Annotated in this window: 20 protein-coding genes and 1 pseudogene; 11 read left to right on the top strand and 10 right to left on the bottom strand. The window is 73.9% G+C overall.

The genetic code is table 11. The features are described 5' to 3' along the window. The 5 genes from DZA62_RS21395 to DZA62_RS21375 are packed head-to-tail and all read left to right on the top strand — an operon-like array spanning window position 1 to window position 6,856. Window positions 1-1,557: a SagB family peptide dehydrogenase gene (locus DZA62_RS21395; RefSeq protein WP_116950973.1), complete on the top strand. Its 1,557-nt coding sequence runs from the start codon at window positions 1-3 to the stop codon at window positions 1,555-1,557. Then, window positions 1,554-4,361: a lantibiotic dehydratase gene (locus DZA62_RS21390; protein ID WP_116950972.1), complete on the top strand. Its 2,808-nt coding sequence runs from the start codon at window positions 1,554-1,556 to the stop codon at window positions 4,359-4,361. The genes DZA62_RS21395 and DZA62_RS21390 overlap by 4 nt, the downstream gene beginning before the upstream one ends. Further along, window positions 4,351-5,376, top strand: a complete 1,026-nt coding sequence (locus tag DZA62_RS21385; RefSeq protein WP_116950971.1) for a thiopeptide-type bacteriocin biosynthesis protein — start codon at window positions 4,351-4,353, stop codon at window positions 5,374-5,376. The genes DZA62_RS21390 and DZA62_RS21385 overlap by 11 nt, the downstream gene beginning before the upstream one ends. Next, window positions 5,373-6,605, top strand: coding sequence for a zinc metalloprotease (locus tag DZA62_RS21380; RefSeq protein WP_116950970.1), 1,233 nt, complete (start codon window positions 5,373-5,375; stop codon window positions 6,603-6,605). The genes DZA62_RS21385 and DZA62_RS21380 overlap by 4 nt, the downstream gene beginning before the upstream one ends. After that, complete coding sequence (locus DZA62_RS21375; RefSeq protein ID WP_116950969.1) at window positions 6,605-6,856, top strand: hypothetical protein; 252 nt, start codon at window positions 6,605-6,607, stop codon at window positions 6,854-6,856. Before DZA62_RS21380 ends, DZA62_RS21375 begins: the two co-directional genes overlap by 1 nt. A gap of 176 nt (window positions 6,857-7,032) precedes the next feature. On the opposite strand, the gene DZA62_RS21370 is transcribed toward DZA62_RS21375, so the two are convergent. The 3 genes from DZA62_RS21370 to DZA62_RS21360 all read right to left on the bottom strand — a co-directional run bounded on the left by DZA62_RS21370 (window position 7,033) and on the right by DZA62_RS21360 (window position 9,096). After that, the gene (locus tag DZA62_RS21370) at window positions 7,033-7,581 is read right to left on the bottom strand and encodes an AAA family ATPase (RefSeq protein WP_116950968.1); all 549 of its coding nucleotides are present in this window, start codon (window positions 7,579-7,581) and stop codon (window positions 7,033-7,035) included. 164 nt (window positions 7,582-7,745) lie between these two features. Beyond that, the gene (locus DZA62_RS21365) at window positions 7,746-8,243 is read right to left on the bottom strand and encodes a flavodoxin family protein (protein WP_116950967.1); all 498 of its coding nucleotides are present in this window, start codon (window positions 8,241-8,243) and stop codon (window positions 7,746-7,748) included. 112 nt (window positions 8,244-8,355) lie between these two features. After that, window positions 8,356-9,096: a GTP pyrophosphokinase gene (locus DZA62_RS21360; protein WP_116950966.1), complete on the bottom strand. Its 741-nt coding sequence runs from the start codon at window positions 9,094-9,096 to the stop codon at window positions 8,356-8,358. Between the two features lie 61 nt (window positions 9,097-9,157). On the opposite strand from DZA62_RS21360, the gene DZA62_RS21355 reads away from it, so the two are divergent. Then, on the top strand, window positions 9,158-9,919 hold the full coding sequence (locus DZA62_RS21355) for a class I SAM-dependent methyltransferase (protein ID WP_116950965.1): 762 nt from the start codon (window positions 9,158-9,160) through the stop codon (window positions 9,917-9,919). A 27-nt stretch (window positions 9,920-9,946) separates the two neighbouring features. On the opposite strand, the gene DZA62_RS21350 is transcribed toward DZA62_RS21355, so the two are convergent. Both DZA62_RS21350 and DZA62_RS21345 read right to left on the bottom strand, forming a co-directional pair. Further along, entirely contained in the window at window positions 9,947-11,176 is a 1,230-nt protein-coding gene (locus DZA62_RS21350; protein WP_116951130.1) for an NAD(P)-binding domain-containing protein, read from the bottom strand. A gap of 11 nt (window positions 11,177-11,187) precedes the next feature. Continuing rightward, window positions 11,188-11,736, bottom strand: coding sequence for an OsmC family protein (locus DZA62_RS21345; protein WP_116950964.1), 549 nt, complete (start codon window positions 11,734-11,736; stop codon window positions 11,188-11,190). A gap of 81 nt (window positions 11,737-11,817) precedes the next feature. Here DZA62_RS21345 and metX point away from each other — a divergent pair, with 81 nt between their 5' ends. Genes metX through DZA62_RS21330 form a run of 3 tightly spaced genes read left to right on the top strand, consistent with a single transcriptional unit; the run spans window position 11,818 to window position 14,809 of the window. Beyond that, a complete protein-coding gene (gene metX, locus DZA62_RS21340) occupies window positions 11,818-13,029 on the top strand; it encodes a homoserine O-acetyltransferase MetX (protein WP_116950963.1) in 1,212 nt (403 codons plus the stop codon). Beyond that, window positions 13,026-14,330, top strand: coding sequence for an O-acetylhomoserine aminocarboxypropyltransferase/cysteine synthase family protein (locus DZA62_RS21335; RefSeq protein ID WP_116950962.1), 1,305 nt, complete (start codon window positions 13,026-13,028; stop codon window positions 14,328-14,330). The genes metX and DZA62_RS21335 overlap by 4 nt, the downstream gene beginning before the upstream one ends. Then, window positions 14,327-14,809, top strand: a complete 483-nt coding sequence (locus DZA62_RS21330; RefSeq protein ID WP_116950961.1) for a CoA-binding protein — start codon at window positions 14,327-14,329, stop codon at window positions 14,807-14,809. Before DZA62_RS21335 ends, DZA62_RS21330 begins: the two co-directional genes overlap by 4 nt. A 5-nt stretch (window positions 14,810-14,814) precedes the next feature. Here DZA62_RS21330 and DZA62_RS21325 read toward each other — a convergent pair whose 3' ends face one another. From DZA62_RS21325 to DZA62_RS37645, 3 genes and pseudogenes are all read right to left on the bottom strand, one after another. Next, window positions 14,815-15,564, bottom strand: coding sequence for an SGNH/GDSL hydrolase family protein (locus DZA62_RS21325; RefSeq protein ID WP_116950960.1), 750 nt, complete (start codon window positions 15,562-15,564; stop codon window positions 14,815-14,817). A 130-nt stretch (window positions 15,565-15,694) separates the two neighbouring features. Next, the gene (locus DZA62_RS21320; RefSeq protein ID WP_116950959.1) at window positions 15,695-16,537 is read right to left on the bottom strand and encodes a siderophore-interacting protein; all 843 of its coding nucleotides are present in this window, start codon (window positions 16,535-16,537) and stop codon (window positions 15,695-15,697) included. A 38-nt stretch (window positions 16,538-16,575) separates the two neighbouring features. Then, a pseudogene (locus DZA62_RS37645) lies at window positions 16,576-16,674 on the bottom strand (ABC transporter ATP-binding protein); the annotation flags it as partial. Window positions 16,675-16,845: 171 nt separating this feature from the next. Here DZA62_RS37645 and DZA62_RS21310 point away from each other — a divergent pair. Together DZA62_RS21310 and DZA62_RS21305 are read left to right on the top strand one after the other, a co-directional pair. Beyond that, window positions 16,846-17,334: a neocarzinostatin apoprotein domain-containing protein gene (locus DZA62_RS21310; RefSeq protein ID WP_116950958.1), complete on the top strand. Its 489-nt coding sequence runs from the start codon at window positions 16,846-16,848 to the stop codon at window positions 17,332-17,334. A gap of 72 nt (window positions 17,335-17,406) precedes the next feature. Continuing rightward, on the top strand, window positions 17,407-20,016 hold the full coding sequence (locus DZA62_RS21305) for an HtaA domain-containing protein (RefSeq protein ID WP_157987815.1): 2,610 nt from the start codon (window positions 17,407-17,409) through the stop codon (window positions 20,014-20,016). Between the two features lie 13 nt (window positions 20,017-20,029). Here DZA62_RS21305 and DZA62_RS21300 read toward each other — a convergent pair whose 3' ends face one another. Both DZA62_RS21300 and DZA62_RS21295 read right to left on the bottom strand, forming a co-directional pair. Continuing rightward, entirely contained in the window at window positions 20,030-21,016 is a 987-nt protein-coding gene (locus tag DZA62_RS21300) for a hypothetical protein (RefSeq protein ID WP_116950956.1), read from the bottom strand. Further along, window positions 21,013-21,780, bottom strand: coding sequence for an IclR family transcriptional regulator (locus DZA62_RS21295; RefSeq protein ID WP_116950955.1), 768 nt, complete (start codon window positions 21,778-21,780; stop codon window positions 21,013-21,015). The genes DZA62_RS21300 and DZA62_RS21295 overlap by 4 nt, the downstream gene beginning before the upstream one ends. Window positions 21,781-21,808 lie beyond the last annotated feature (28 nt).

Here is a 21,808-nt window from a genome sequence, read left to right as displayed (position 1 = left end):
GTGACCACCACGACCGACGCCGTCGCACTGGACTACGCCCGCCGCATGTTCGAGCGGCAGCGGGTGCCGCTGCCGCCGCTGGGCTTCCGGGTCGACTGGGCGGACCAGCCGTCGCGGCACAAGCTGTACCTCGACACCGTCAAGGTGGCGCTGCCGGAGCCGTTCGCACCGCCCGGCCCGGACCTCGATCTCGCGCTGCTCGCCAGTGTGCTGGCCTGCTACGGCCTGGCCGACCGGCGGGTGACGCCCAACTGGAACGAGGACAGCTCCCGCAAGGTGCGCGCGCACCAGGCCGTGTGGTCCCGCCCGACCGCGTCGGGCGGCGGCATGTACCCGGTCGAGAGCTACGTCGTGGCGGGTGCGGGGGCGCCGCTGCCGCCCGGCGTCTACCACTACGACACCGCCCACCACGCGCTGGACCGGCTGTCGGTGGCCGACCGGACGGCCGCGCTCGGGGGCGCCACCGGCACGGCCACCGGCCTCTACCTGGTGGCGGCCGTGCGGTTCTGGAAGAACGCGTTCAAGTACAACTCGTTCTGCTACCACGTCGTCACGCAGGACACCGGCGCGCTGCTGGGCTCCTGGCGGTCCGTGCTGGCCGCGGCCGGCGTCGACGTCCGGCCGGTGCTGTGGTTCGACGACGCCGCGGTCGCCGCAGCCCTCGACCTCGACGGGCACACGGAGGCGCCGTTCGCGGTCGTCCCGCTCGGTCCCGCCGGGGAGGTGGCCGTCGACGTGGCACCGGCCGCGCCGGTGCAGCGGCACCCGGTCTGGGAGCGCTCCGAGCGCGCGCGGACGTTCGACCTGGTCGAACGCGTGCACGCCGCCGCGCTGGTGGGCGACGAGCCGCGGCCGGACGCCGTCGTCGCACTCGAGCCGGTGACCGGCGACGTCGTCGAGCTGCCCGCGCCGCAAGCGCGGCCCGGCGATCTCGACCTGACCACGAGCCTGCTGCGCCGGCGCTCCAGCTTCGGCGAGTTCGCCGCCCACCCGGCGCTGACCACCGCCGATCTCGGCCGGGTCCTGGCCGCCGTCGACGACGCCGCGCTCACCGGCACCGATGTGGCGCCGTCGCCGCGGCCGGCGTGGATCCGGCAGTGGGTGCTCGCGAACGCCGTCGACGGGCTGGAACCGCGCGCCTACGCCTACGAGCGGCACCGGCTGGTCGCCGGGGCGCCGCTCGACGTCGGCGCGCTGCAGCGGTACTACGCGCTGACCAACTACAACCTGCGCGAGGTGGCCGCGGTCCTCGTGTTCACCGGGCGGCTGCCGGCGCTGGTGGACGCCTACGGCGCGCGCGGCTACCGGATGCTGTCCATCGAGGTCGGCCAGGCGGCGCAGGCGGCATACCTCGCGGCGACGGCACGCGGTCTCGGCGTCGGCGCGGTGCTGGGCATCGACAACCTCGCCGCCGACGAACTGCTCGGCATCGAGGAGACCGACGAGCGCAGCATGCTCTTCGTCCTTCTCGGGCACGAACGCGCCGGGCGCCCCGGCTACGACCACGCGCTGCGCCGGCCGCCGCGCGCACCGCACCAGGAGGGGACGCCACGATGACCGACCTCGTCGACCACGCACCCGCCCACGCCGCCCCGGCCACGGGACGGGCCGGCTGGCGCTTCGGTGACGGCTTCCTGCTCCGCGTCGCGGGCCAGCCCGCCGCCGCCGTCGCCGAGCTGCGCACGCCGGCCGCAGCCGCCTGGGCCGACCGCGTCCTCGACCTGGAGGCCGCCCGCGACGCCGCCGGCGAGGAACTGCGCGCCGTCCTGGAAGCGGCGGTCGCGGCCGCACCGGACGGCGCGGCGCACCGGATCGCGTTGATCAACCTGCGCCGCGACGTGTTCAACGCCCGCCGGCCGCGTCCCGCGACCCTGGACCGGGCCGCGCCGGGCCTCACCGCGTCCGGCCGGGAGACACTGCAGCGCTGGCGGGACGCCGTCGGCGCCGTCGCCGCCGAGCTGGACCGGGGCGCCGCCGTCCTGGCCGACGACCTCGCCGCCGCCCGCGGCCGTGCTCGCCGGCTGCTCGCCGACGACGACCTGCGCAGCGCCGTCCTGCTGCAGTCCGAGGTGCTGGAGCGGACCATGGACCGCTACCTCGATCCGGCACGCAAGCTGGACAAGACCGCCCGGCAGATCGAGCGGACGCTGCTCGAGCTGCTCTACCGCGCGGCGCTGAAGACCAGCCCGTTCAGCACGCTGACGGCGGTCGGCCTGGGGCGGTTCGACGGCGCGGATCCGCTGCCGGAGCCGTCGTCGCTGTCCCAGCTCCCGTCCGCGCGGCTGAACGTCGCCGTCCTGTCCCGGCTGGCGGCGGTGATCCTCGCGGTGCCGGAGCTGCGCGACGGCGTGCGGGTCACGCTGGCGCCGGGCGCGAGCCTCGACGGCGACTCCGTCCGCTACGTGCGCCGCCGCACCGCCACGAGCGCCGATCCGGACGCCGTCGTCGCCATCGACAACGTGCACGAGGACCTGTTCCTGCTGCCCAGCGGACCGGCCCTGGCGCGGGTGGCCGAGCTCACCCGCGACCAGCGGCTGGTGCTGCGCGAGCTGGTCGACGCGCTGGCGCAGGGCCACGACGTCGCCGGCCGGGCCGAGGCGGACCAACTGGCCGGGCACCTGCTGCGGCTGGGGTTCCTGCTCGCTCCGGAGCTGCAGGTCGACCTGCGGGCGGCCGACCCGGCGGCGGTGTTCACCGCGGCACTCGCCGGGCACGCGCACCCGGTGCTGGGCGCCGTGGCCGCGGAACTGGCGGCGGCCGGCGAGCTGGTCGGCCGCTACCCGGCGACGCCCGCCCGCGAACGGGCCCGGGTGCTGGCCGGGGTGCGCGGGCACGTGCGGGCCGCCTTCGACGTCGTCGGCGCGCCTGAGTCGCTGGTGCCGCGGACCCTGGTCTACGAGGACACCACCGTCGGCAGCGACGGTCTGGCGGCGGCGCGCAGCGCGTGGGACGACGGGTTCCGCCCCGACCTCGCCGCGCTCGCCGACGTGCTGCCGGCGTTCGACCTCAACCTGTCCAGGCGGCTGACCGCCACCGGCTTCTTCCGGGCCCGCTACGGCGCCGGCGGCCGCTGCGACGACGTCGTGCGGTTCTGCCACGAGTTCCAGCGCGACTTCTTCGGGCCGTACCTGCAGCGCTCGATGCGGCGGCGCTCGTTCGACGACGACAACGCGCTGGTCCGGCAGGAGAACTGGTTCAAGCTGGCCGACCTCGAGGCGCTCGACGACGCCCGGGCTGCGGCGTCGGCGCACCTGCGCGAGGTGATGGCGGCGTCGTCGGCGGAGACGGAGGAGCTGCGGCTCGGCCCGGACTTCGCCGACGCCGTCCGCCGGCACCTGCCCGACGCCGCGCGGCTGCGCCAGCCGTGGTCGTTCTTCCTGCAGCTGGCCGCCGGGGCCGGCGAGGAGCCGGGCCGGCTGGTGCTCAACCAGGCCTACGCCGGCATGACGCTGATGTTCTCGCGGTTCGCGCACAGCCTCGACGCCGGCGGCGCGGACGCGACCGGGCTGATCCGGCGGACGCTGCGGTCCTACGCCGCCGGCGACGCGGTGCTGGCCGAACTGCGCGGCGGCTACGAGACCACCAACCTCAACGTCCACCCGGTCGTCACCGACTACGAGATCGTCTGCCCGGGCGACGCCAGCACCCGGCCGCCGTCGGAGCAGATCCGGCTGGAGGAGCTGTCCCTGGTGCACGACGAGGCCACCGACCGCGTCCGGCTGGTGTCCGCCCGGCTCGGCCGTGAGGTCGTCCCCGTCTACCTCGGCTTCCTCATGCCGATGGCGCTGCCGGAGGTCCAGCAGGTGCTGCTGTGCTTCTCGCCCAGCGGGATGGCGCAGATCGACCTCTGGGCGGGCACCGGCGACCCGGTGCCGGAGACGGGGATCACCTGCTACCCGCGCCTGGTGCTCGGCGACCTCGTGCTGCAACGGCGGATGTGGAAGCTCGACGTCGCCGCGTTCCCCGTCCGCGACCCTGCGCACACCGACGCCGAACACCTGCTGCGCGTGCGGCGCTGGCGGCGCGAGCACGGCTTGCCGCGGCGGCTGTTCGCGCAGACCGACGCGGCCGGCGTCCGGAGCGCCGTCGACACCGAGACCGGGTCCGGCGACGACGGAGGCGGCGGCCGGAAGGCGGGCCGCAAACCGCTGCCCGTCGACTTCGACAGCTGGCTCTCGCTGCAGCTGCTCGACCAGCTCGCCCAGGGCGCGTCGGCGCGGATCGTGCTCACCGAGGCGCTGCCCGGCACCGACGAGCTGTGGCTGGCCGATCCGGACGGCCGCCGGTACGTGAGCGAGTTCCTGGTCGAGCTCTACGACCAGCCGGAACGCTACGACGAAGGGAGCACCCGTGTCCGGTGACTGGATCGCACTGCACGTCTTCTACGCCAGCGACGCCAACCCGGTCATCGCCGAGGCGGTGCGGCCGCTGGTCGAGGAGCTGCGCCGCGAGGAGCTGATCGACGGCTGGTTCTTCATCAAGTACTGGATGGAGGGCCCGCACGTCCGGGTGCGGTTCCGTCCCGCCCGCCCGGAGCTGGAGGAGACCGTCCGCCGCCGGGCGACGGACGCGCTGCAGGCGTTCCTCGCCCGGCGCCCCGCGCTCTACGACACCGACATCGACGGCCTCGGCGACCTCTACAAGAAGATGTACCTCGCCGAGTACGGGCAGGAGCGTTGGGACGCGGAGTACGGCGACGGCGCGATGCCGTTCCGGCCGAACAACAGCGTCGCCGAGCTGCCGTACGAGCGCGAGTACGACCGCTACGGCGGCCCCGCCGGCATCGAGATCGCCGAGTGGCACTTCGAGCAGTCCAGCGACCTGGTGGCGACGCTGCTGGCGACGTCGAACACGCACGTCCGCCCGGTGCTGCTCGGCCTGGCCACCCAGCTGTCGCTGATGACGGCGTACACGTTCCTGCGCGACGACGACCGGGTCCGGACGTTCTTCCAGCGCTACCGCGGCTTCTGGGAGTCGTCGTACCAGGAGCCGTCGGACGACTACCACGGCTCGTTCGACAAGAGCTTCGAGCTGACCCGGACGACCCTCACCGAGCGGATCGGCCGCATCCGGGCCATCGCCGGCGCCGAGGACGACGCCGCGCTGTCCGGCATCGAGCGGACCTGGCTGACCCACTGCCGTGAGCTGCACGCCCGTGTGACCGACGCGGCCGGGCGCGGCGAGCTGGTGTTCCCGTCGCAGCGGCTGGAACGGCGGGCGCCGATCGACGACCCCGACGCGCTCGCGACCGTGCTGCTCAGCTCGTACGTGCACATGACCAACAACCGGCTGGGCGTGGCGATCCTCGACGAGATCTACCTGTCCTACCTGATCGAGCGGGCTCTGGCACCCGACCGCGACCAGGTGCCGGCATGACCACCGTCGAGAGCGACCCGGCCGCGGGCTGGCTGCGCCAGGCCCGCCCTCGCCTGCGCGACGACGTCCGGGTCGGCCCCGCGCTGGCGCAGGGCAGCGCCGACGTGCACATCGTCGGCGACCGTGCCACCGGCGCGTACGTCCGGGTCGGCGCGCGCGAGGCGTTCCTGATGAGCCGTCTCGACGGCCACCGCACCCTGGCCGAGATCGGCGAGGACTATGCCGACGCGTTCGGCCGCCGGCTCGCCGTCGCGCACTGGCAGCAGCTGCTCGGTCTGCTCGCCGGTCGCGGCCTCATGGAGCCCGCCGACGACACCCGGCTGGCCGAGGTCCGCGAGCGTGCCGCCGTCGCCCGGCGCACGGAGGGCCGGTCGCCGCTGCTGTGGCGGCTGCCGGTGCGCGGCGCCGCCGCACTGGTCCCGTCGGCGGCGCGGTGGTTCAGCCGGCTGCTGCATCCGCTGGCCGCGGCGCCGCTCACCCTCGCCGGCTTCGCCGTCGTCGCCGCCTCGCTGCTGTCGTGGGGTGAGCTCTACGCGGCGTTCACCGGCGACTGGACGGTCACCGTCGCCGCCGCCGTCGTCACCTGGCTGGTGATCTGCGCGCACGAGTTCGGCCACGGCGTCGCGTGCCACCGCTACGGCGGCGTGCCCACCGAGATCGGCCTGATGTGGCGGTTCCCGCTGATCGCGCCCTACTGCAAGGTCGACGACGTCGTCACGTTCCCGCGCCGCTCCCAGCGCGTCATGACGTCGTTCGCCGGCGTGTACGTCAACCTGCTGGCGTTGCTGCCGTTCGCCGCGCTGTGGTGGTGGGGCCCGTCGTCGGGCTGGTGGCACGGGCTGGCCGGCGGGCTGCTGCTGCTCGGGGCCGTCAGCACGATCGCCAACCTGATCCCCGTCCTCAAGCTCGACGGCTACCACATGCTCGAGCACGCGACGTCGACCCTTCACCTGCAGTCGGAGTCGTTCCGGTTCGCCGGTGCGGCGGTGCGCGGCGGAGCGGGGGAGTACCCGGCCCGGCTGCGGGTCGTCTACGGGGCGTACCTGGTGGTCGCGGTCGGCATCCTCGGGACGGCCCTGGTGCTCGCGGTGCGGTACTGGTATCTCACCCTGGCCGGCTTCTGGGGCCCGCTGTGGGCGGTGCTGTTCCTGGCCGGTGAGGCCCTGGTGGTCGCCGCGCTGCTGCGGTGGGCCGTGGTCTGGCGGCGGCGGAAGGCGGAGCAGACCTGATGGACGCACTGAGCATGATCCTCGGCATCCTCTTCGTGGTGCTGCTCAGCAGCGGCGGCTGGATCGTCTGGGGCGTCGTCCAGACCAGGCAGCGCGCCCGGGAGCTGGCCATCGCGCGCGAGCGGGAGGAGACTGAACGCCTGCGGCTGCGACTCGAGGCCGAGGACCGTCTGCAGGAACGGGCCGACCGCATCTACCTCGACTCCGTCCGGCGGCACACCGACCAGGAGCCGCCGCGCGAGCTGGGCTGATGCCCGGATCGACCGGTGCTTGCCACGGATCGCGCCCGCGTCCGGTCGTGGGGGTGTCAGCGAGCGCTGGCCGAGTCGCGAGGTAAGAGCGGGAGACCGGGTTTCAGGCGGCCCTCTGCTGGGGGGTAGGCGTCAAGCAGATCGCGGCTGGTCCCACCCGTCGCCAGCGCTCGCCGTCACGGGCCGAGCCGGTCGGCCGCGTCGTCGAGGTGCGCGAGGCGGGCGGACCGGTCGCCGGTGATCTCGACGATCTCCGCGGCCCCGGTGAGCTGGGTGTCGTCGGCGAGCTCCAGGAGCGCGTCGTTCATCGCGTCGCGCAGTTCGAGGTCCTCGTCGGCGGGCACCTCGATGCCGTCGCGCGGCGCGAGGGGCAGCAGGACCAGCAGGTCGACGTGCGCCATGGCCTCGGCGGTGCGCGCCAGGCCGCGCCGGAACAGGCCGGGCGACCGGGTCGGGCGTCCCAGCGCCTCGAGTGCGTCGAGGTAGGCGAGGAAGTCCAGCGGCCCGCGCTCGGCGATCACGCGCGTGCCCGGCGAGAGCTCGCCCAGCCGTTCGGCGGCGAGCAGCAACTGCGCGAAGAACGTCTCCGCGTCGGGCTCGTCGCCCGCGGCGTCGATCAGCTCGAACGGGTCGGCGAACACCTCGAAGCCGGGGTGCGCGGTGGCGAAGTCGGACACCAGCGTGCTCTTGCCGCTCCCGTGCGTGCCCGAGATCACGATGCGCATGCCCGGACCCTTGCCCGCCTCGCCGCCAGGTGACGGTGAGGCCGATTGTCGGTGGTGGGGCGGAAGTGTGCTTGTGGACAGCGAAGATCATCAATGATCGCGTACATCACCAGGCGTTCTCCCGCTCTACCAGGCATGCATGCCTAGTAGAGCACCAGAACGCCTCATGTGACGGCGAGGCCGAGCTGTTCGCCCCAGGCGCGGGCACGGTCCTCCTCGCCCTCGGCCAGGGGTCCCGTCGTGCCGGTGACGTAGAAGCTGGCCGGCGCGGCCACCGGCCGGAAGCCCCGGCGACGCAGCATGCGGCGGGCGGCGTGCGCCGCCGATCCGGGCAGCCGCGGCTTGATCGCCTTGGTGTCGAACGTCGCCACGACGGCGCCGTCGGCCCGCACCTCGGACAGCCACTCGCGCAGGCCGGTGCTCTTGGAGACCACTCCGCCGGCGGCCTGCCCGGCCGCGCTCTCGCGGGTCGACACCCGGCTCATGCCGAACGCGTGGGTCGGTCCGCCGGCCACCAGCAGGTCGATGCCCTCGAGGGACGTGCCCGCGGAGCCGACCTCGACGATGTCGGCGGTCATGGTGATGGACAGGCCGTCCGCGATCGCCTCGGCGACCTTCTGGGTGTTGCCGAACATGGACTCGAAGACGACGAGTGCGCGCATGATGGACTCCTTCCGCGCTCTCTACCTGCTTCGAGCCTCCGCCGAAGGGCATGGCGGCACCACCCGCGTTCGGTCCGTGTCCCGAGGGACTTTCGGCCCTCCCGTGCCCGCCCTACTGGCCGCGGACCGCGGCGCGCTGCTGGATCAGCTGCGCCACCACGCGTTCGGACAGCTCCAGCCCACCCGGCGACGGCTCGAGCGGGGGCTGCTCCCGGTCGTCGCCGTGGACCTCGCTGTGCAAGCGCTCCATGTCCTCGTCCAGCTTGGCCGCCGTGGTGGCGGCTTCGTGCAGGCTGAGCAGCAGCGCGTCGGGCACCTGCTTGTCGTACTTGTAGTAGATCTTGTGTTCCAGACTGGCCCAGAAGTCCATCGCGATGGTGCGGAACTGCACCTCGACGGGCACCGCCGTCGGGCCGTCGGAGAGGAACACCGGCACCTCGACGATCGCGTGCAGGCTGCGGTAGCCGTTGGGCTTGGGGTGGCGGATGTAGTCCTTCACCGTCACGACGTCGATGTCGCGCTGGCCGGTCAGCAGGTCGAACACGCGGTAGGCGTCGGAGACGAACGAGCAGGTGACGCGCACGCCGGCGATGTCGGTGATCTGCTCGCGGATGCGGTCGAAGGTCGGCTCGCAGCCCTTGCGCCGCACCTTCTCCAGCACGCCCTCGGGCGACTTCAACCGCGCCGAGACGTGCTCGATCGGGTTGTAGACGTGGACGGTGCGGAACTCCTCCTGCAGGATGCGCACCTTCGTGGTGATCTCGTCCATGCCGAACTTGTACGAGAGCATGAACCGCGAGAACTCGTCGCGCAGCTGCCGGAACTCGGCCAGGAACTCGGGGACCTCAGTCATCGCTCTCGATCGTATGTGAGCCGGGTGCCCGTCCCGGGGCGGGCGCGCTAGCGTCGGCGACGTGGCCTTCGACTACGACGCCGAGCTGCGCTACATCGACCCGCCGTTCCGGGCCTCGCTCGGCATCCGCCGCGGCGACCGCGTGCTCGACGTCGGGTGCGGTGCGGGCCGCACCACGTGCGACGCGGCGGGCATCGCGGCCGAGGGACACGTCCTCGGCGTGGACGTCGCGGCGGCGCGACTGGACCGGGCGCGCGAACGCGCCTCCGCCGAGGGGCTGAGCAACGTCGCGTTCGACCTCGCCGACGCGCAGACGCACCCGTTCCCCGACGCGGGGTTCGACCTGGTGATGAGCCGGTTCGGGACGATGTTCTTCGCCGACCCGGCGGCGGCGTTCGCGAACCTCGCGCGGGCGACCCGGCCCGGCGGCCGCCGGGCGATGATCGTCTGGCAGAGCCGGGCGGGCAACGCGTGGGCCGGTCCGCTGATCGACGCCGTCGGGGGCGGTGCCGTACGGGTGGCCGGCGACGACGGCCCGTTCTCGCTGGCCGGCCGGGAACCGACGAGGGAGCTGCTCGAGACGGCCGGCTACCGCGACGTCGAGTTCTCCGACGTGTCCCGGCCGGTCTGGTACGGCACCGACGCCGACGCCGCATTGGAGGCGGTGCTGCGGCTGAGGGAGCCGCGCGACGCCCTGGGCCGGTTCGCCGGGGCCGCGCTGATCCGCGCCAGGGAACGCCTCCGTGCGCACCTCGCCGCTCACGTGACCCCGGACGGCGTGCTGTTCGACGCCCGCGCCTGGGTCGTCCGCGCCCACCGCTGAGCCGGCCGGCCCGGCAGCGGGGCGGCGTCAGGCCGCGGCGGCCAGGTGGCCCGCGAGGTGCGCGACGACCGCGCGGGCGTCGTCCTCTATGCCGTGGATGTAACTGGACCTGCGCCGCCGCAGGACGGGCAGGCCGAGCGCGTACAGGCCGGGGCCGTCGACGACGCCGGCGGTGTGGCGCAGCCGGCCCTTCGGATCGACGACGGGCACGTCGAGCCAGGAGTAGTCGGGGCGGTACCCGGTCGCCCAGACGATCGAGCGGATCTCGCCGCCGCACAGGTCCAGCCGCAGCCGCGGCGACGGCGGCACCGCGGTCGGCGCGGGCCGCTGCGGCGGGGTGGCGGACTCCTGGCCGCTGGAACGCGCCCAGTCGTCGAACGTGCCGAGCAGCCGGTCCAGCTTGAGGTCGGCGAGCGCGACCACGTTGCGCAGACCGCCGGAGAACAACGCCCGGCCGTCGCGCACCGCGGCCCAACGGCCGACCAGCTCCACGTCCATCGCGGCCAGTGTGCCGAGGTCGAGTGTCGCCCGTTCGGGGGTGCCGACGAGCTGCGGCGACGGCAGCCGCCGGGCGCGCTCGAGGTCGTCGATCTCGTCGTGGCGCTGGTCCCAGACGCCTGAGGCGTCCATCCACCAGAGCACGTCGCGGCCGCGGTAGGTGCGGGGGAGCCGCACGTGCTCGCCGACGGACAGCGTCACCGGCCGGCCGGACCGCCGCAGCTCGGCGGCCAGTTGCACGCCGGTGGCCGACGCGCCCACGACCAGCACGCCGCCGTCCGGGAGGTCGTCGGGGCGCCGGTAGTCGAACGTCGTGACCTGCACGATCTCCGGCGGCACCGCGGCGGCGAACGGCGGCAGCGAGGGCCGGTTGCAGGCGCCGCTGGCGATGACGACGGCCCGGCAGTCCAGCTCGCCCCGGTCCGTCGCCACGCGGTAGCCGTCGCCGGTGCGGCGCACCGAGGTCACCGTCGTGCCGGTCCGGACGGGGGCGCCGGAGAACGCGGCGTACCGGTCGAGGAAGCCCGCCAGTTCGATCGCCGTCAGGTAGCCGTCCGGGTCCGGGCCGTCGTAGCGCAGGCCCGGCAGCCCGGTCTGCCAGTTGGGCGTGAGCAGCCGCAGCGAGTCCCAGCGCTCGCGCCGCCAGGAGTTGGCCACCTCACCGCGCTCGAGCACGACGTGGTCGATCGAGCGCTCGGTGAGCACGTGACTCGCGGCGAGGCCGGCGTGGCCGGCCCCGACGACGACCGCGGTGACGATGGCGCGTCCCGTCAGGAGACCGAGACGGACACGTCCGTGGGGTTGGTGAGCGCGTCGAAGACGGCCGAGCGCTTCTGCGACTGCGCCACCAGCGCCTCGATCTCCTCCTGGGAGGCGTCGGCGTCGATCCGGAAGGCCACCCGGATGTCGTTGTAGCCGTTGCGGACGTCGCTGTCGGCGCCGAGGATCCCGCGGATGTCGTGGTTGCCCTCGACCGTCGCCTCGACGGAGCGCAGCTGGATGCCGCGGTTCTGCGCGACCGACGCCACGCCGGCGGTCAGGCAGCTGGCCAGGCCGACGAGCAGGTACTCGATCGGGGTGATGCCGTTGTCCTGGGCCGCGAACACCTCCGGGTGGTCGGCCTCGAACACCGTCTCGCTCTTGTGGTTCTGCTCGGCGCCGAGGCCGTAGAAATTCTGGATCCGGGTCGTGCTGTGCACGCCGTTCTGCCACGTCGAGGACGCCCGCCAGGTGAACTGGGCCGCCTCGGGCGTGCCCTTCAGCACGTCCCGCGCGTCCAGCAGTGCCTGGACGTTCACCCCGTTGTCGATCGCCGTCATGCCGTCGCCTCTCTCGCAGTTACCGGTATTCCCTATGGTATTAGTGGACAATACACAAAGTGAGGGCGGCCGGGGGTGGTCATGAGCACACACGCGGCATCGGCCGCGGCCGGGTCGGCCGGCGTCGTCGAGACGCGTCACCTCGACCTGCCCGGCCCGGTCCGCCTGGACTCCGGCGGCGAGCTGCACGGGGTCCGCGTCGCGTACGAGACCTACGGCACGCTCGCGCCCGGCCGCGACAACGTCGTGCTGGTCTGCCATGCGCTCAGCGGCGACGCGCACGCGGCCGGCGTCTCGGCGACGGCGTCCGCGGCGAGCGCCCGCGACGGGTTCGGCGCCGAGGACCGCGACGGCGCCACCGGCCGGAACCTGGGCTGGTGGGACGGGATGATCGGCCCGGGCAAGGCGTTCGACACCGACCGGTGGTTCGTCGTGTCCACGAACCTGCTCGGCGGCTGCCGGGGGACCACCGGGCCGTCGTCGGCGGATCCGGCGACCGGCCGCCCGTACGGGCCGGACTTCCCGGTGCTCACCGTCGCCGACCTGGTGCGGACCCAGCGCTCGTTCCTCGACGAACTGGGCATCGAGCGGCTCGCGGCGGTCGCCGGCGGCTCGCTCGGCGGCATGCAGGCGCTGGAGTGGGCCGTCCGCTACCCGGACCAGGTCGACGCCGTCGTGGCGATCGCCACCACGCACGCGCTGCACCCGCAGGGCGTCGCGTGGAACGCGATCGCGCGTGAGGCGATCCTGCGCGACCCTGACTGGCAGGGCGGGCGCTACTACGGCAGCGGCCGCGCGCCCGACGCCGGCATGGGCGTCGCGCGCATGGTCGGCCACGTCACCTACCTGTCCGCGCCGGCGCTGGAGGAGAAGTTCGGCCGGCGGCTGCAGTTCGCCGACGACGTCCGGTACACGCTCACCGAGCCGGAGTTCGAGGTCGAGAACTACCTGCGCCACCAGGCCGCGTCGTTCGTGCGCCGGTTCGACGCCAACACCTACCTGACGCTGTCGCGGGCGCTGACCTACTTCGACCTCGCCCGCGAGCACGGCGGCGGGTCGCTGGCCCGCGCGCTCGCGGGCGTCGAGGCGCGTACGCTGCTGATCGCGTTCAGCTCCGACTGGCTGTACCCGCCGGTCGCGTCGCGTGAGGTGGACGCGGCACTGCGCGAGCTGGGCAAGCCGGTCGAGCTGCACGTCATCGACGCGCCGTACGGCCACGACTGCTTCCTGCTCGAGGAGGCCCGGCAGACGCCCATCATCCACCGGTTCCTGGACTCTCGGAGGACGTCGTGACCGACCGCGTCGAACAGGATCGAGCCTTCGGGTTCGAGACCCGGCAGCTGCACGCGGGGCAGCGGCCCGACCCGAACACCGGCGCCCGCGCGGTGCCGATCTTCCAGACCACCAGCTACGTGTTCGAGGACCCGGAGTCCGCGGCGGCGTACTTCAACCTGCAGGAGTACGGGAACACGTACTCACGCATCATGAATCCGACGGTCGCGGTGTTCGAGGAGCGCGTCGCCAACCTCGAGGGCGGCGCCGGCGCGGTGGCCTTCGCCAGCGGCATCGCCGCGCAGGCGGCCGCGCTGTTCACGCTGCTGCAGCCCGGCGACCACGTCGTCTCGTCGTCGGCGCTCTACGGCGGGACGGTCAACCAGCTCAAGCACCTGCTGCGCAAGATGAACGTCGAGCTGACCTGGGTCGACCCGGACGACGTCGACGCGTGGCGGCGCGCCGTCCGGCCCACGACGAAGGCGTTCTTCGCCGAGACCATCGGCAACCCGGCCGGCAACGTGCTCGACATCGAGGCCGTCGCGGCGGTCGCGCACGAGCACGAACTGCCGCTGGTCGTCGACAACACGTTCGCGACGCCGTACCTGTGCCGCCCGATCGAGTGGGGCGCCGACATCGTCGTCCACTCGGCCACCAAGTTCATCGGCGGCCACGGCACCAGCATCGGCGGGGTGGTCGTCGAGGCCGGCACGTTCGACTGGTCGAACGGCCGGTTCCCGGTGGTCGCCGATCCGTCGCCCGCCTACCACGGGCTGCGCTTCCACGAGACGTTCGGCATGTACGGCTACCTGATGAAACTGCGCACCGAGACGCTGCGCGACCTCGGCGGGGCACTGTCCCCGTTCAACGCGTTCCTGTTCCTGCAAGGGCTGGAGACGCTGTCGTTGCGGATGGAGCGGCACGTCGCCAACGCGCGGGCGGTCGCGGAGTTCCTCGACGCGCACGAGCTGGCGTCGAACGTCAGCTACGCCGGGCTGCCGGGCAGCCGCTACCGTCCGCTGGCGCAGAAGTACCTGCCCGGCGGCGCGGGCGCGGTGTTCTCGTTCGACTGCGCCGGCGGCCGCGAGGGCGGGCAGACGCTCATCCGCGGGGTGTCGCTGTGGTCGCACCTGGCCAACGTGGGCGACGCGAAGAGCCTCATCATCCACCCGGCCAGCACCACCCACCGCCAGCTCGGCGACGACGAACTGGCGGCGGCCGGCGTGTCGCCCGGGACCGTGCGGCTGTCCGTCGGCACCGAGTCGGTGGCCGACCTGATCTGGGACCTCGAGCAGGGCTTCGCGAAGGTGGCGACGAGATGAGCGATCTCACCCGATACCAGGACCCGCTGACGATCCAGCGCGTGCTGCACGGCGCGACGACCATCGCGATCGTCGGCCTGTCCGGCAACGAGCTGCGGGCCAGTCATTTCGTCGGCTACTACCTGCGGCGCCACGGCTACCGCGTCATCCCGGTCAACCCGCGTGAGACGTCGATCCTCGGCGAGGTCAGCCACCCGAGCCTGCTCGACGTCCCCGAGCCGGTCGACATCGTCAACGTCTTCCGCGCGCCCGACGCGCTGCCCGCCATCGCCCGCGACGCCGTCGCGATCGGGGCGAAGGCGCTGTGGGCCCAGTTCGGTGTCGTCAACGACGAGGGCGCGCGCATCGCCGAGGACGGCGGCGTCACGGTCGTCATGGACCGCTGCCTCAAGGTCGAGCACGCCCGCTACGTCGGCCGCATGCACTGGCTCGGGTTCAACACCCGGCGCATCACCTCGGTCCGCGCCGGTCTGCAGTAGCCGCCTCAGGGTCCGACGACGGTCCAGTCGAGGTACTTCGCGGTGCGGTCGTCGCCGGACGAGCGCCCGGTGAGGCGCCGGCGGACCCACGGCGCCACGTACTGGCGGTAGAAGACGACGTTCTCGCGCACGGTCGGCGCCGGCCGGCCCGACGCGATCGGGGCCGTCCACTCCGGCGGTGAAGAGGCGCCCAGCGTCGCCAGCACGCGGGCCGCGACGCGGTGGTGGCCGGCGCTGTTCAGGTGCAGCCGGTCCTCCGACCAGTAGTCGGCCCGCGCGAGCTCGGCGTCGCTCCAGTTGTCCGCGAACGGCACGTCGTACTTCGCCGTGAGCTCCTCGGCCACCGCCGTCAGCAGGTCGCCGAGCCGCTGAATGCGCCGGCCCATGGGCAGGCCGCCGCTGGGGTTGCCGCCGCTGAGGACGACCGGCCGGACGCCGGTCTCGAGGCAGCGCAGGATGACGTGCTCGGTGAGGGTGCGGAGTCGGCCGAGGTCGGCGCGCGGGCGCATGAGGTCGTTGCCGCCGCCGTTGAAGGTGAGGACGGTCGGCGCCAGCGCCAGCGCCGGCTCGAGCTGCTCGGCCACGATCTGACCGGCCAGCCGGCCGCGGATGGCGAGGTTCGCGTACTCGACCGGCACGCCGCTGTCGCGGGCGAGCCCACTCGCCAGCAGGTCGGCCCAGCCCCGCGACGTCCCGTCGGGGAGTTCGTCGCCCACGCCTTCGGTGAAGCTGTCGCCGATGGAGACCAACCGCATGGCCCTCAGTATCTGCCATGGCGCGGACGGATCTCCGGCCGCCTCGGCGGTTCGCTTCGATGGGTGAGGGTTCGGTGCTGCCAGGGCGACACCAAACGCTCAACCACGCCGATCCGTCGCGCGTCGGCCGTCAGCCGGCCGGGTCGAAGAGCTGGCCGACGGGCCGGCGTTTCTCGGCCTGGAAGGTGTCCTCGGCGCGGCCGTACGCCCAGTACGCCGACAGCGAGAGCTGCGAGCGGTCGAGGCCGCGCTCGGTCGTCAGGTACGGACGCAGGGTCTTCATCGCGCCGCGCTCGCCGTGGGCGAAGACCTGCACGTGGCCGTCGCGCCAGGGGAGGCCGCGAACGGCGTCGGGCAGCAGCGTCGTGGTGCCCGGGTGGGCGCCGTCGCGGTGCAGCCACTCGACGCCCACGCCGGACGGGGCGGTCAGCGGGACGTGGTCGTCGTCGCCGTCGACCTCGATGAGGGCGACGCCGCGGGCGTCGGGCGGCATGGCCTCCAGGGCTCGGGCGATCGCCGGGAGGGCGGCGTCGTCGCCGGCGAGCAGGTGCCAGTCGGCCGCCGGGTCGGGGGCGTAGCCACCGCCGATGCCGGACATCACCAGCAGATCGCCCTTGCGCGCCGTCGCCGCCCATGGCCCGGCGATGCCGTCGTCGCCGTGGACGACGAAGTCGATGGTGAGCTGGCCGCTGGTGTCGTCGAGGCGCCGGACGGTGTACGTGCGCATGCTGGGCAACAGCTCGGGCGGGAGCGTCTGGCGCAGCTCGGCGAGGTCGTAGGGCGGTGTGAGGCCGGTGTCCGGGTGTGCGAAGAACAGCTTCGTGTACGCGTCGGTGAAGTCGTTGCCGACGATCGTGGCGTACTCGGGCCCGCCGGCGATGACGCGGCGCAACCGAGGACCGAGCCACCAGCCGTCCTCGACCGTCAGCACGGTCTGGGCGCCGATGCGGCGGCGGGGAGCGGGCGCGCTCACGGCGTCGGCACCCGGGTGTGGTGGCGGCCGGAGGTGGGATCGAGATCGTGCAACACCATGACGATGGTAGTCCCGCGGTCCCGGTTGTCGCCGGTGAGCGGGCCGAGCACCTCCACCCGGTGGCTGACGTGGGCGAACCGGGGGTGATCCGCCCGATGCGCGGCCGTCCGCGTCATCCGTCCCTCCTGTCCGGTCCGTCGATGGTTGCGTTGACTTAGGTTAGCCTTACCTGATAGCACTGATCAAGGCGCTGCGGCCGCATTCGCCGGGTATCAGCACTGTCCGACCCCGTCAGAGAGGTCTTCAGCATGCGTACAGCCCGCACGACAGCACGCCGGTCCCCGCGCAGAGGCTGGGCCGCCGCGCTCGTCTCCGTGCTCGCCCTTCCCGCCGTCCTGCTCGCCGGAGCCGGATCGGCGTCCGCATCGACCATCACCACGCCGAGCGGCCCGATCTCGGTGACCAACAACCAGACCGTCGCCGTCAGCGGCACCGGGACGCCGGGCAACGTCGTCACCCTCGCGGTCTGCAACTCGACCGTGGGCGGGTTGAACGGCACGCACTGCGACGGCACCAACTACGTCGCGCCGATCGTGGTCTCGGCGTCCGGCACCTGGAGCACCACGATCACCGTCCACCGGACCTTCACGAACGTGAACCTGTCCGGTGGCGCCAGCTCGGGCACGACGGTGTGCTCGACCGGCGGCGTGCAGTGCCAGCTCCAGACGTCGGAGTACACGAGCTGGCCGCCCACCGGCGGCCCGGTCGGCGTCGACGGCGTGAACATCGTCTTCTGATCCGTGTTCGGGCGGCCCGGCGCGTGTGCCGGGCCGCCCGCCCCGTCCGCCGACTCACAGAACGGTCTCCCGATGCCCCGTCCGCTCCGTACGCCCGGCCGCGTCCTGGTCGCGCTCCTCGTGCTGGTGACCACCGCGCTGCTGCCCGCGGCGACCGCGAGCTCCGGCACCGAGCCGCCCGCCGGCATCGGCGACGGCACGCTGCTCTGGGAGGTGCGCCGTTCGTTCAACGACTACGTCGGCGCCGGGAACATCACCGCGACTGACGGCGCCACGCGCGAGCCGGACGGGCGGTTCGCGTTCCCCGTCCGCGAGGGCACGTTCGACCCCGCGGCGGGCGCGACCGAGCTGCACCTGGACGGCTCGGTCCGCTACGCCACCTACTGCGGATTCTTCCCCGGCTGGGCCGGCGACGAGTGCGCGCTCGACCTGTCGCTGAGCGAGCTGCGGCTGGTCATCGACCCCGCCGAGCAGACGCTCTACGCCCGGGTGACCAGCCGCCCGCTCAGCGGTGGCGCCGAGATCCCGGCCGTCGTCGACCACGGCGTCATCCCGCTGGTCCGGCTGGACGTCGCCGGCGCCGATCTGGACGTGTCGGGCGGCGCGACGGCGTGGACGGACATCGCCACCGGGCTGGCCGCGCAGGCGGTGCCGGCGTTCGGGAACTACCCGGCCGGCGCGCCGTTCGCGCCGGTGGACGTGACCTACGACGGCCCCGGCGGCCGGCCGGTCCTCGACGAGCAGTGGACGCCGCCCGGCACGCCGGTCCACGAGGAGGACGCCCGGTGGCTCAACCCGACCGCCGGCTCCGTCGTCAACGGCGTGCACGCCGACCTGACCGGCGACGTCGCGTACGTCGTGGCGAACCCGGCGACGCCGCAGCTGGCGCCGTACGTCCAGGCGCTGGACGCCACATCGCTGGAGCCGCTGGGCTCGTACGCGCCGGACGGTCTCGGGCCGGCCCAGTTCGCCGGCGCGTTCGACGCTGCCGGCGGCGCGCTGTTCCTGCCGGAGCGGTCGGGGACGTCGACCACCGTGCGCGCGGTGCGCTGGGACGCCGCCGCCGGCGCGTTCGCCGACGAGGTCGTGGGCGAGCTGCCGACGGCGCACACCCTCCAGGCGAACCCCGTCTGGGACCCGGCCGGCGACACCCTGCACGCGCTGACGGCCGACGCCGCCCAGGCCGCGACGCTGGTCTCCTGGACCCGTTCCGGCGACGGCTGGACGACCGCCGTGCGGCCGCTGCCGCCGCGTGAGGGCTGGCTGGCCTACTGGTACAGCCCGGGCAGCGTGAACGACTCGCTCGCCGTCACGCCCGGCGGCGACCTGGTGCTGGCCCGCGCGAACGGCCTGGTCATCGACGACACCTTCGAGCACGTCCTCGACGAGCCGGCGGCGCTGCTCCTCACCGTGCGCGGCGACGGCGTCGAGACCGCGGAGATCGCCGGCACCGGGCCGAGCCGCGCGGTGCCGCTCGGCGACCCGACGCGAGCGTGGTCGCAGGTCTACGCCGGGCCGGGCGGACGGCTCGCGTTCGCCGGTTCCGACTTCACCACCGTGGCGTCGACGCGGGTCCTCACCGCCACGGCCGGCGACGACGGCGTCGGCGTCGCGGACGAGCCGGTCGTCCTGGACGAGGCCGCCGGGCTGACGGTGTCCGGCGCGTTCGATCCGGCTGGCGCGACGTTCTGGGCGAAGGACGCCGCGTCGGGCCGCCACTGGGCCGTCGCCGGCGGCGCCGTGCTCACGTCCTTCGTGCCGGCCGACGCCGCGCCGTACCCGCGGGTCGCCACCGCGGCGGACGGCGCCCTGCTCACCGCCGTCCGCACCGCCGACCGGCTGGCCGGCCTCGCCCGGCTCGCCGTCGCGGCCGTCTCGCCGTCGGTCACCACGCAGCCCGCCGACGTCACCGTCGCCCTCGCCCCCGGCGTGTCCACCACCCCGGCGGTCCTCACCGCCGCGGCGACCGGCACCCCGGAGCCGCAGGTGCGCTGGCAGCGCAGCGACCCCGGCTCGCTCACGTTCGCCGACCTCCCCGGCGCGACCACGCCGGAGCTCCGGCTCGAGGCCGGGGCGGGGGAGACCGGCACGCGGTACCGGGCCGTGTTCGGCAACGCCGCGGGCGCGCTCGCCACCGAGGCCGCCACGCTCACCGTCCACACCGCGCCGTCGGTCGTCGTCGGCCCGCGCGACGTCGCCGTCGCGGCGGGCGAACCGGCCACCTTCACCGTCATCCCCGGTGGCGACCCCGCACCCGAGGTGACCTGGCAGCACGAGCACGACGGCGCCTGGGCCGACGTCACCTCCGCCGACGGCTACGACGTCGGCACCGGCACGCTCACCGTCCCGTCGGCCGGCCCCGCCGACGACGGCCTGCGGGTCCGCGCCCGTCTCACCAACGACGTCGCGACCGTCCATTCCGACGCGGCGACCCTCACCGTCAGCAGCCCGCCGACGCCGTCACCCACGCCGTCACCGTCACCCACGCAGACACCCACGCCAACCGCGTCCCCGGCGCCGACGACCGAGCCGCCGGCGCCTGCCCCGACCGGCGACACCACACCCGGCCCGGGCGGCGGGCAGCTCCCCGACACCGGGCTGTCGCTCGGCACGCTGGCCGTCATCGCCGCCGTCCTGGTGCTCGCCGGCCTCGGCGGCGCGCTGGTCCGGATGCGCTCGTGAGCCGCCCGGCCGCTCACCGACCCGCGGACGGGTCGAACGCGCGGGCCACGGCGTGGAAGGCCTCCTTCGGCGCCCAGGCGTCCGGCTCGCCGGGGCGGACCGAGACGAGTCCGAAGCCGGCGCGGTCGAGATCGTGCCGCGGGTCGTCGCCGCGGGGGAACTCGGGCATGACGAAGGTGAACGCGAAGCAGCCGTCGACGCCCGCGGCGCCGTAGAGCTCGATGAGGCCGCTGAGGTAGGCCGCCTGGGTGTGCTCGTCGCGGGGGTGGTCGCCGCGGATGGCCGGCGGGTCGGTGAACCAGTTGACGATGCGGAACGATCCGGGGCCCTGGACGTCAGCGCCGGTGAACGCGCCGCAGCCGAACTCGGTGACGATGAACGGCTTGCCGGCCGCTCTCGCGGCCGAGACGCGGGTGTGCAGGAGGTCCGCGTAGCGGGCGGTGTTGCGCCCGGACCGGTAGAGATTGACGCCGACGACGTCGAAACCGGACCAGTCGAGCTGTTCCCAGGCGCCGGCTGCGTAGGTGACCGGGCCGCGGAACTCCGCCCGCGCGGTGGCGAGCAGGGCGGCGAGCACGGGCGCGAGGCGGGTGCGGATGCGACGCCTGAGCAGCGGCCCCGAGCGCAGCAGCAACTGCAGGCGGACGAACGTGTGCCGTCCAGGGAGCACGGTCCGCGACGTCAGCGAGAACTCGCTGCCCAGGAGCAGCGTGACCTGCCCGGGATGCTGGCGCCGCAGCTGTTCGGCGCCTTCGGCCACCTGGCGGAGATGGCGGGTGAGCTCGGGCAGCCGCGCGTTCTCCAGGCTCGGGCGCACGAGGACGTCGAGGCCCTCCTCGAGGGCGATGCGGCAGGCGGCGACGAGCGCGCGGGGGTCGGTGTCGAGGACCATCACGGCCGTGGCGTGCAGGTCGTCGCGGATCGTGGTCATCACGCGCCTGACGACGGCGGGCGGGTGGCTGACCGCGTACGAGACGCCGCGCATGCTCGGCGCCGTCATCGGCTCCTCCTGTCGCCGGCGCCGAGGCTCCGGCCGATGCCATGGGCGGCGACCTTGAGGGCGGAGACGAGCCGTTGCTTGTCGCGCCGCAGGCTGCGCACGACGATCCCCAGCGCGGCGACGACGTCGGCGTCCCGGTGGACCGGCACGGCGACGGAGCAGGCGCCGAGCGTCATCTCCTCCACCGTGGTGGCGTAGCCGTCGGCGACGACGGCCTGGAGCTGCGACCGCAGCAGACCGGGCTGGGTGATGGTGTGCACGGTGACCGGGGTGAGCGACCCGGCCACCTCCGCCTGGACGTCGGCCGGCGCATGAGCGAGCAGCACCTTGCCGACGCCCGTGGCGTGCAGCGGCAGCCGCGAGCCGACGGTGCTGACCACCGGGACGCTGCGGCGCCCGGCCAGCCGCTCGACGTACAGCACCCGGGTGCCGTCGCGCACGGCGAGGTGCACCGTGGCCAGCGTGGCGGCGTAGAGATCGTGGAGGAACGGCGACGCCACCTCGCGCAGGTCGGTCGGGGTCGGCGCCAGCAGCCCGACGTCCCACAATCGGCGTCCGACGACGTACTCGCCGGACGGTGTGCGCGCGAGCGCTCCCAGCGAGGTCAGCTCGCGCAACAGCCGATGCGCCGTCGGCACGGCGAGGCCGGCGCGGCGGGCGAGCTCGGTGAGCGTCAGGCGGCGGTGCTGCTCGTCGAACGCGGTGAGCAGCGCGACGGTGCGCGAGGTCACCGTCGCGCCCGGTGGAGACGTGTTGCCGGCCATCGCGCTCCTTCCACTCAGCGGAAGTCTA

Source organism: Jiangella endophytica (assembly GCF_003427025.1).
Taxonomy (GTDB): Bacteria; Actinomycetota; Actinomycetes; order Jiangellales; family Jiangellaceae; genus Jiangella; species Jiangella endophytica.
This window is presented reverse-complemented; position numbering and strand designations above follow the sequence as displayed.

Coding starts and splice junctions, on each gene's coding strand:
- metX (WP_116950963.1), top strand. CDS start 11,818: ATGAGCACACACGCGGCATCGGCCGCGGCCGGGTCGGCCGGCGTCGTC.
- DZA62_RS21345 (WP_116950964.1), bottom strand. CDS start 11,736: ATGACGGCGATCGACAACGGGGTGAACGTCCAGGCACTGCTGGACGCG.
- DZA62_RS21380 (WP_116950970.1), top strand. CDS start 5,373: ATGACCACCGTCGAGAGCGACCCGGCCGCGGGCTGGCTGCGCCAGGCC.
- DZA62_RS21375 (WP_116950969.1), top strand. CDS start 6,605: ATGGACGCACTGAGCATGATCCTCGGCATCCTCTTCGTGGTGCTGCTC.
- DZA62_RS21295 (WP_116950955.1), bottom strand. CDS start 21,780: ATGGCCGGCAACACGTCTCCACCGGGCGCGACGGTGACCTCGCGCACC.
- DZA62_RS21330 (WP_116950961.1), top strand. CDS start 14,327: ATGAGCGATCTCACCCGATACCAGGACCCGCTGACGATCCAGCGCGTG.
- DZA62_RS21360 (WP_116950966.1), bottom strand. CDS start 9,096: ATGACTGAGGTCCCCGAGTTCCTGGCCGAGTTCCGGCAGCTGCGCGAC.
- DZA62_RS21390 (WP_116950972.1), top strand. CDS start 1,554: ATGACCGACCTCGTCGACCACGCACCCGCCCACGCCGCCCCGGCCACG.
- DZA62_RS21300 (WP_116950956.1), bottom strand. CDS start 21,016: ATGACGGCGCCGAGCATGCGCGGCGTCTCGTACGCGGTCAGCCACCCG.
- DZA62_RS21370 (WP_116950968.1), bottom strand. CDS start 7,581: ATGCGCATCGTGATCTCGGGCACGCACGGGAGCGGCAAGAGCACGCTG.
- DZA62_RS21325 (WP_116950960.1), bottom strand. CDS start 15,564: ATGCGGTTGGTCTCCATCGGCGACAGCTTCACCGAAGGCGTGGGCGAC.
- DZA62_RS21310 (WP_116950958.1), top strand. CDS start 16,846: ATGCGTACAGCCCGCACGACAGCACGCCGGTCCCCGCGCAGAGGCTGG.
- DZA62_RS21365 (WP_116950967.1), bottom strand. CDS start 8,243: ATGCGCGCACTCGTCGTCTTCGAGTCCATGTTCGGCAACACCCAGAAG.
- DZA62_RS21305 (WP_157987815.1), top strand. CDS start 17,407: ATGCCCCGTCCGCTCCGTACGCCCGGCCGCGTCCTGGTCGCGCTCCTC.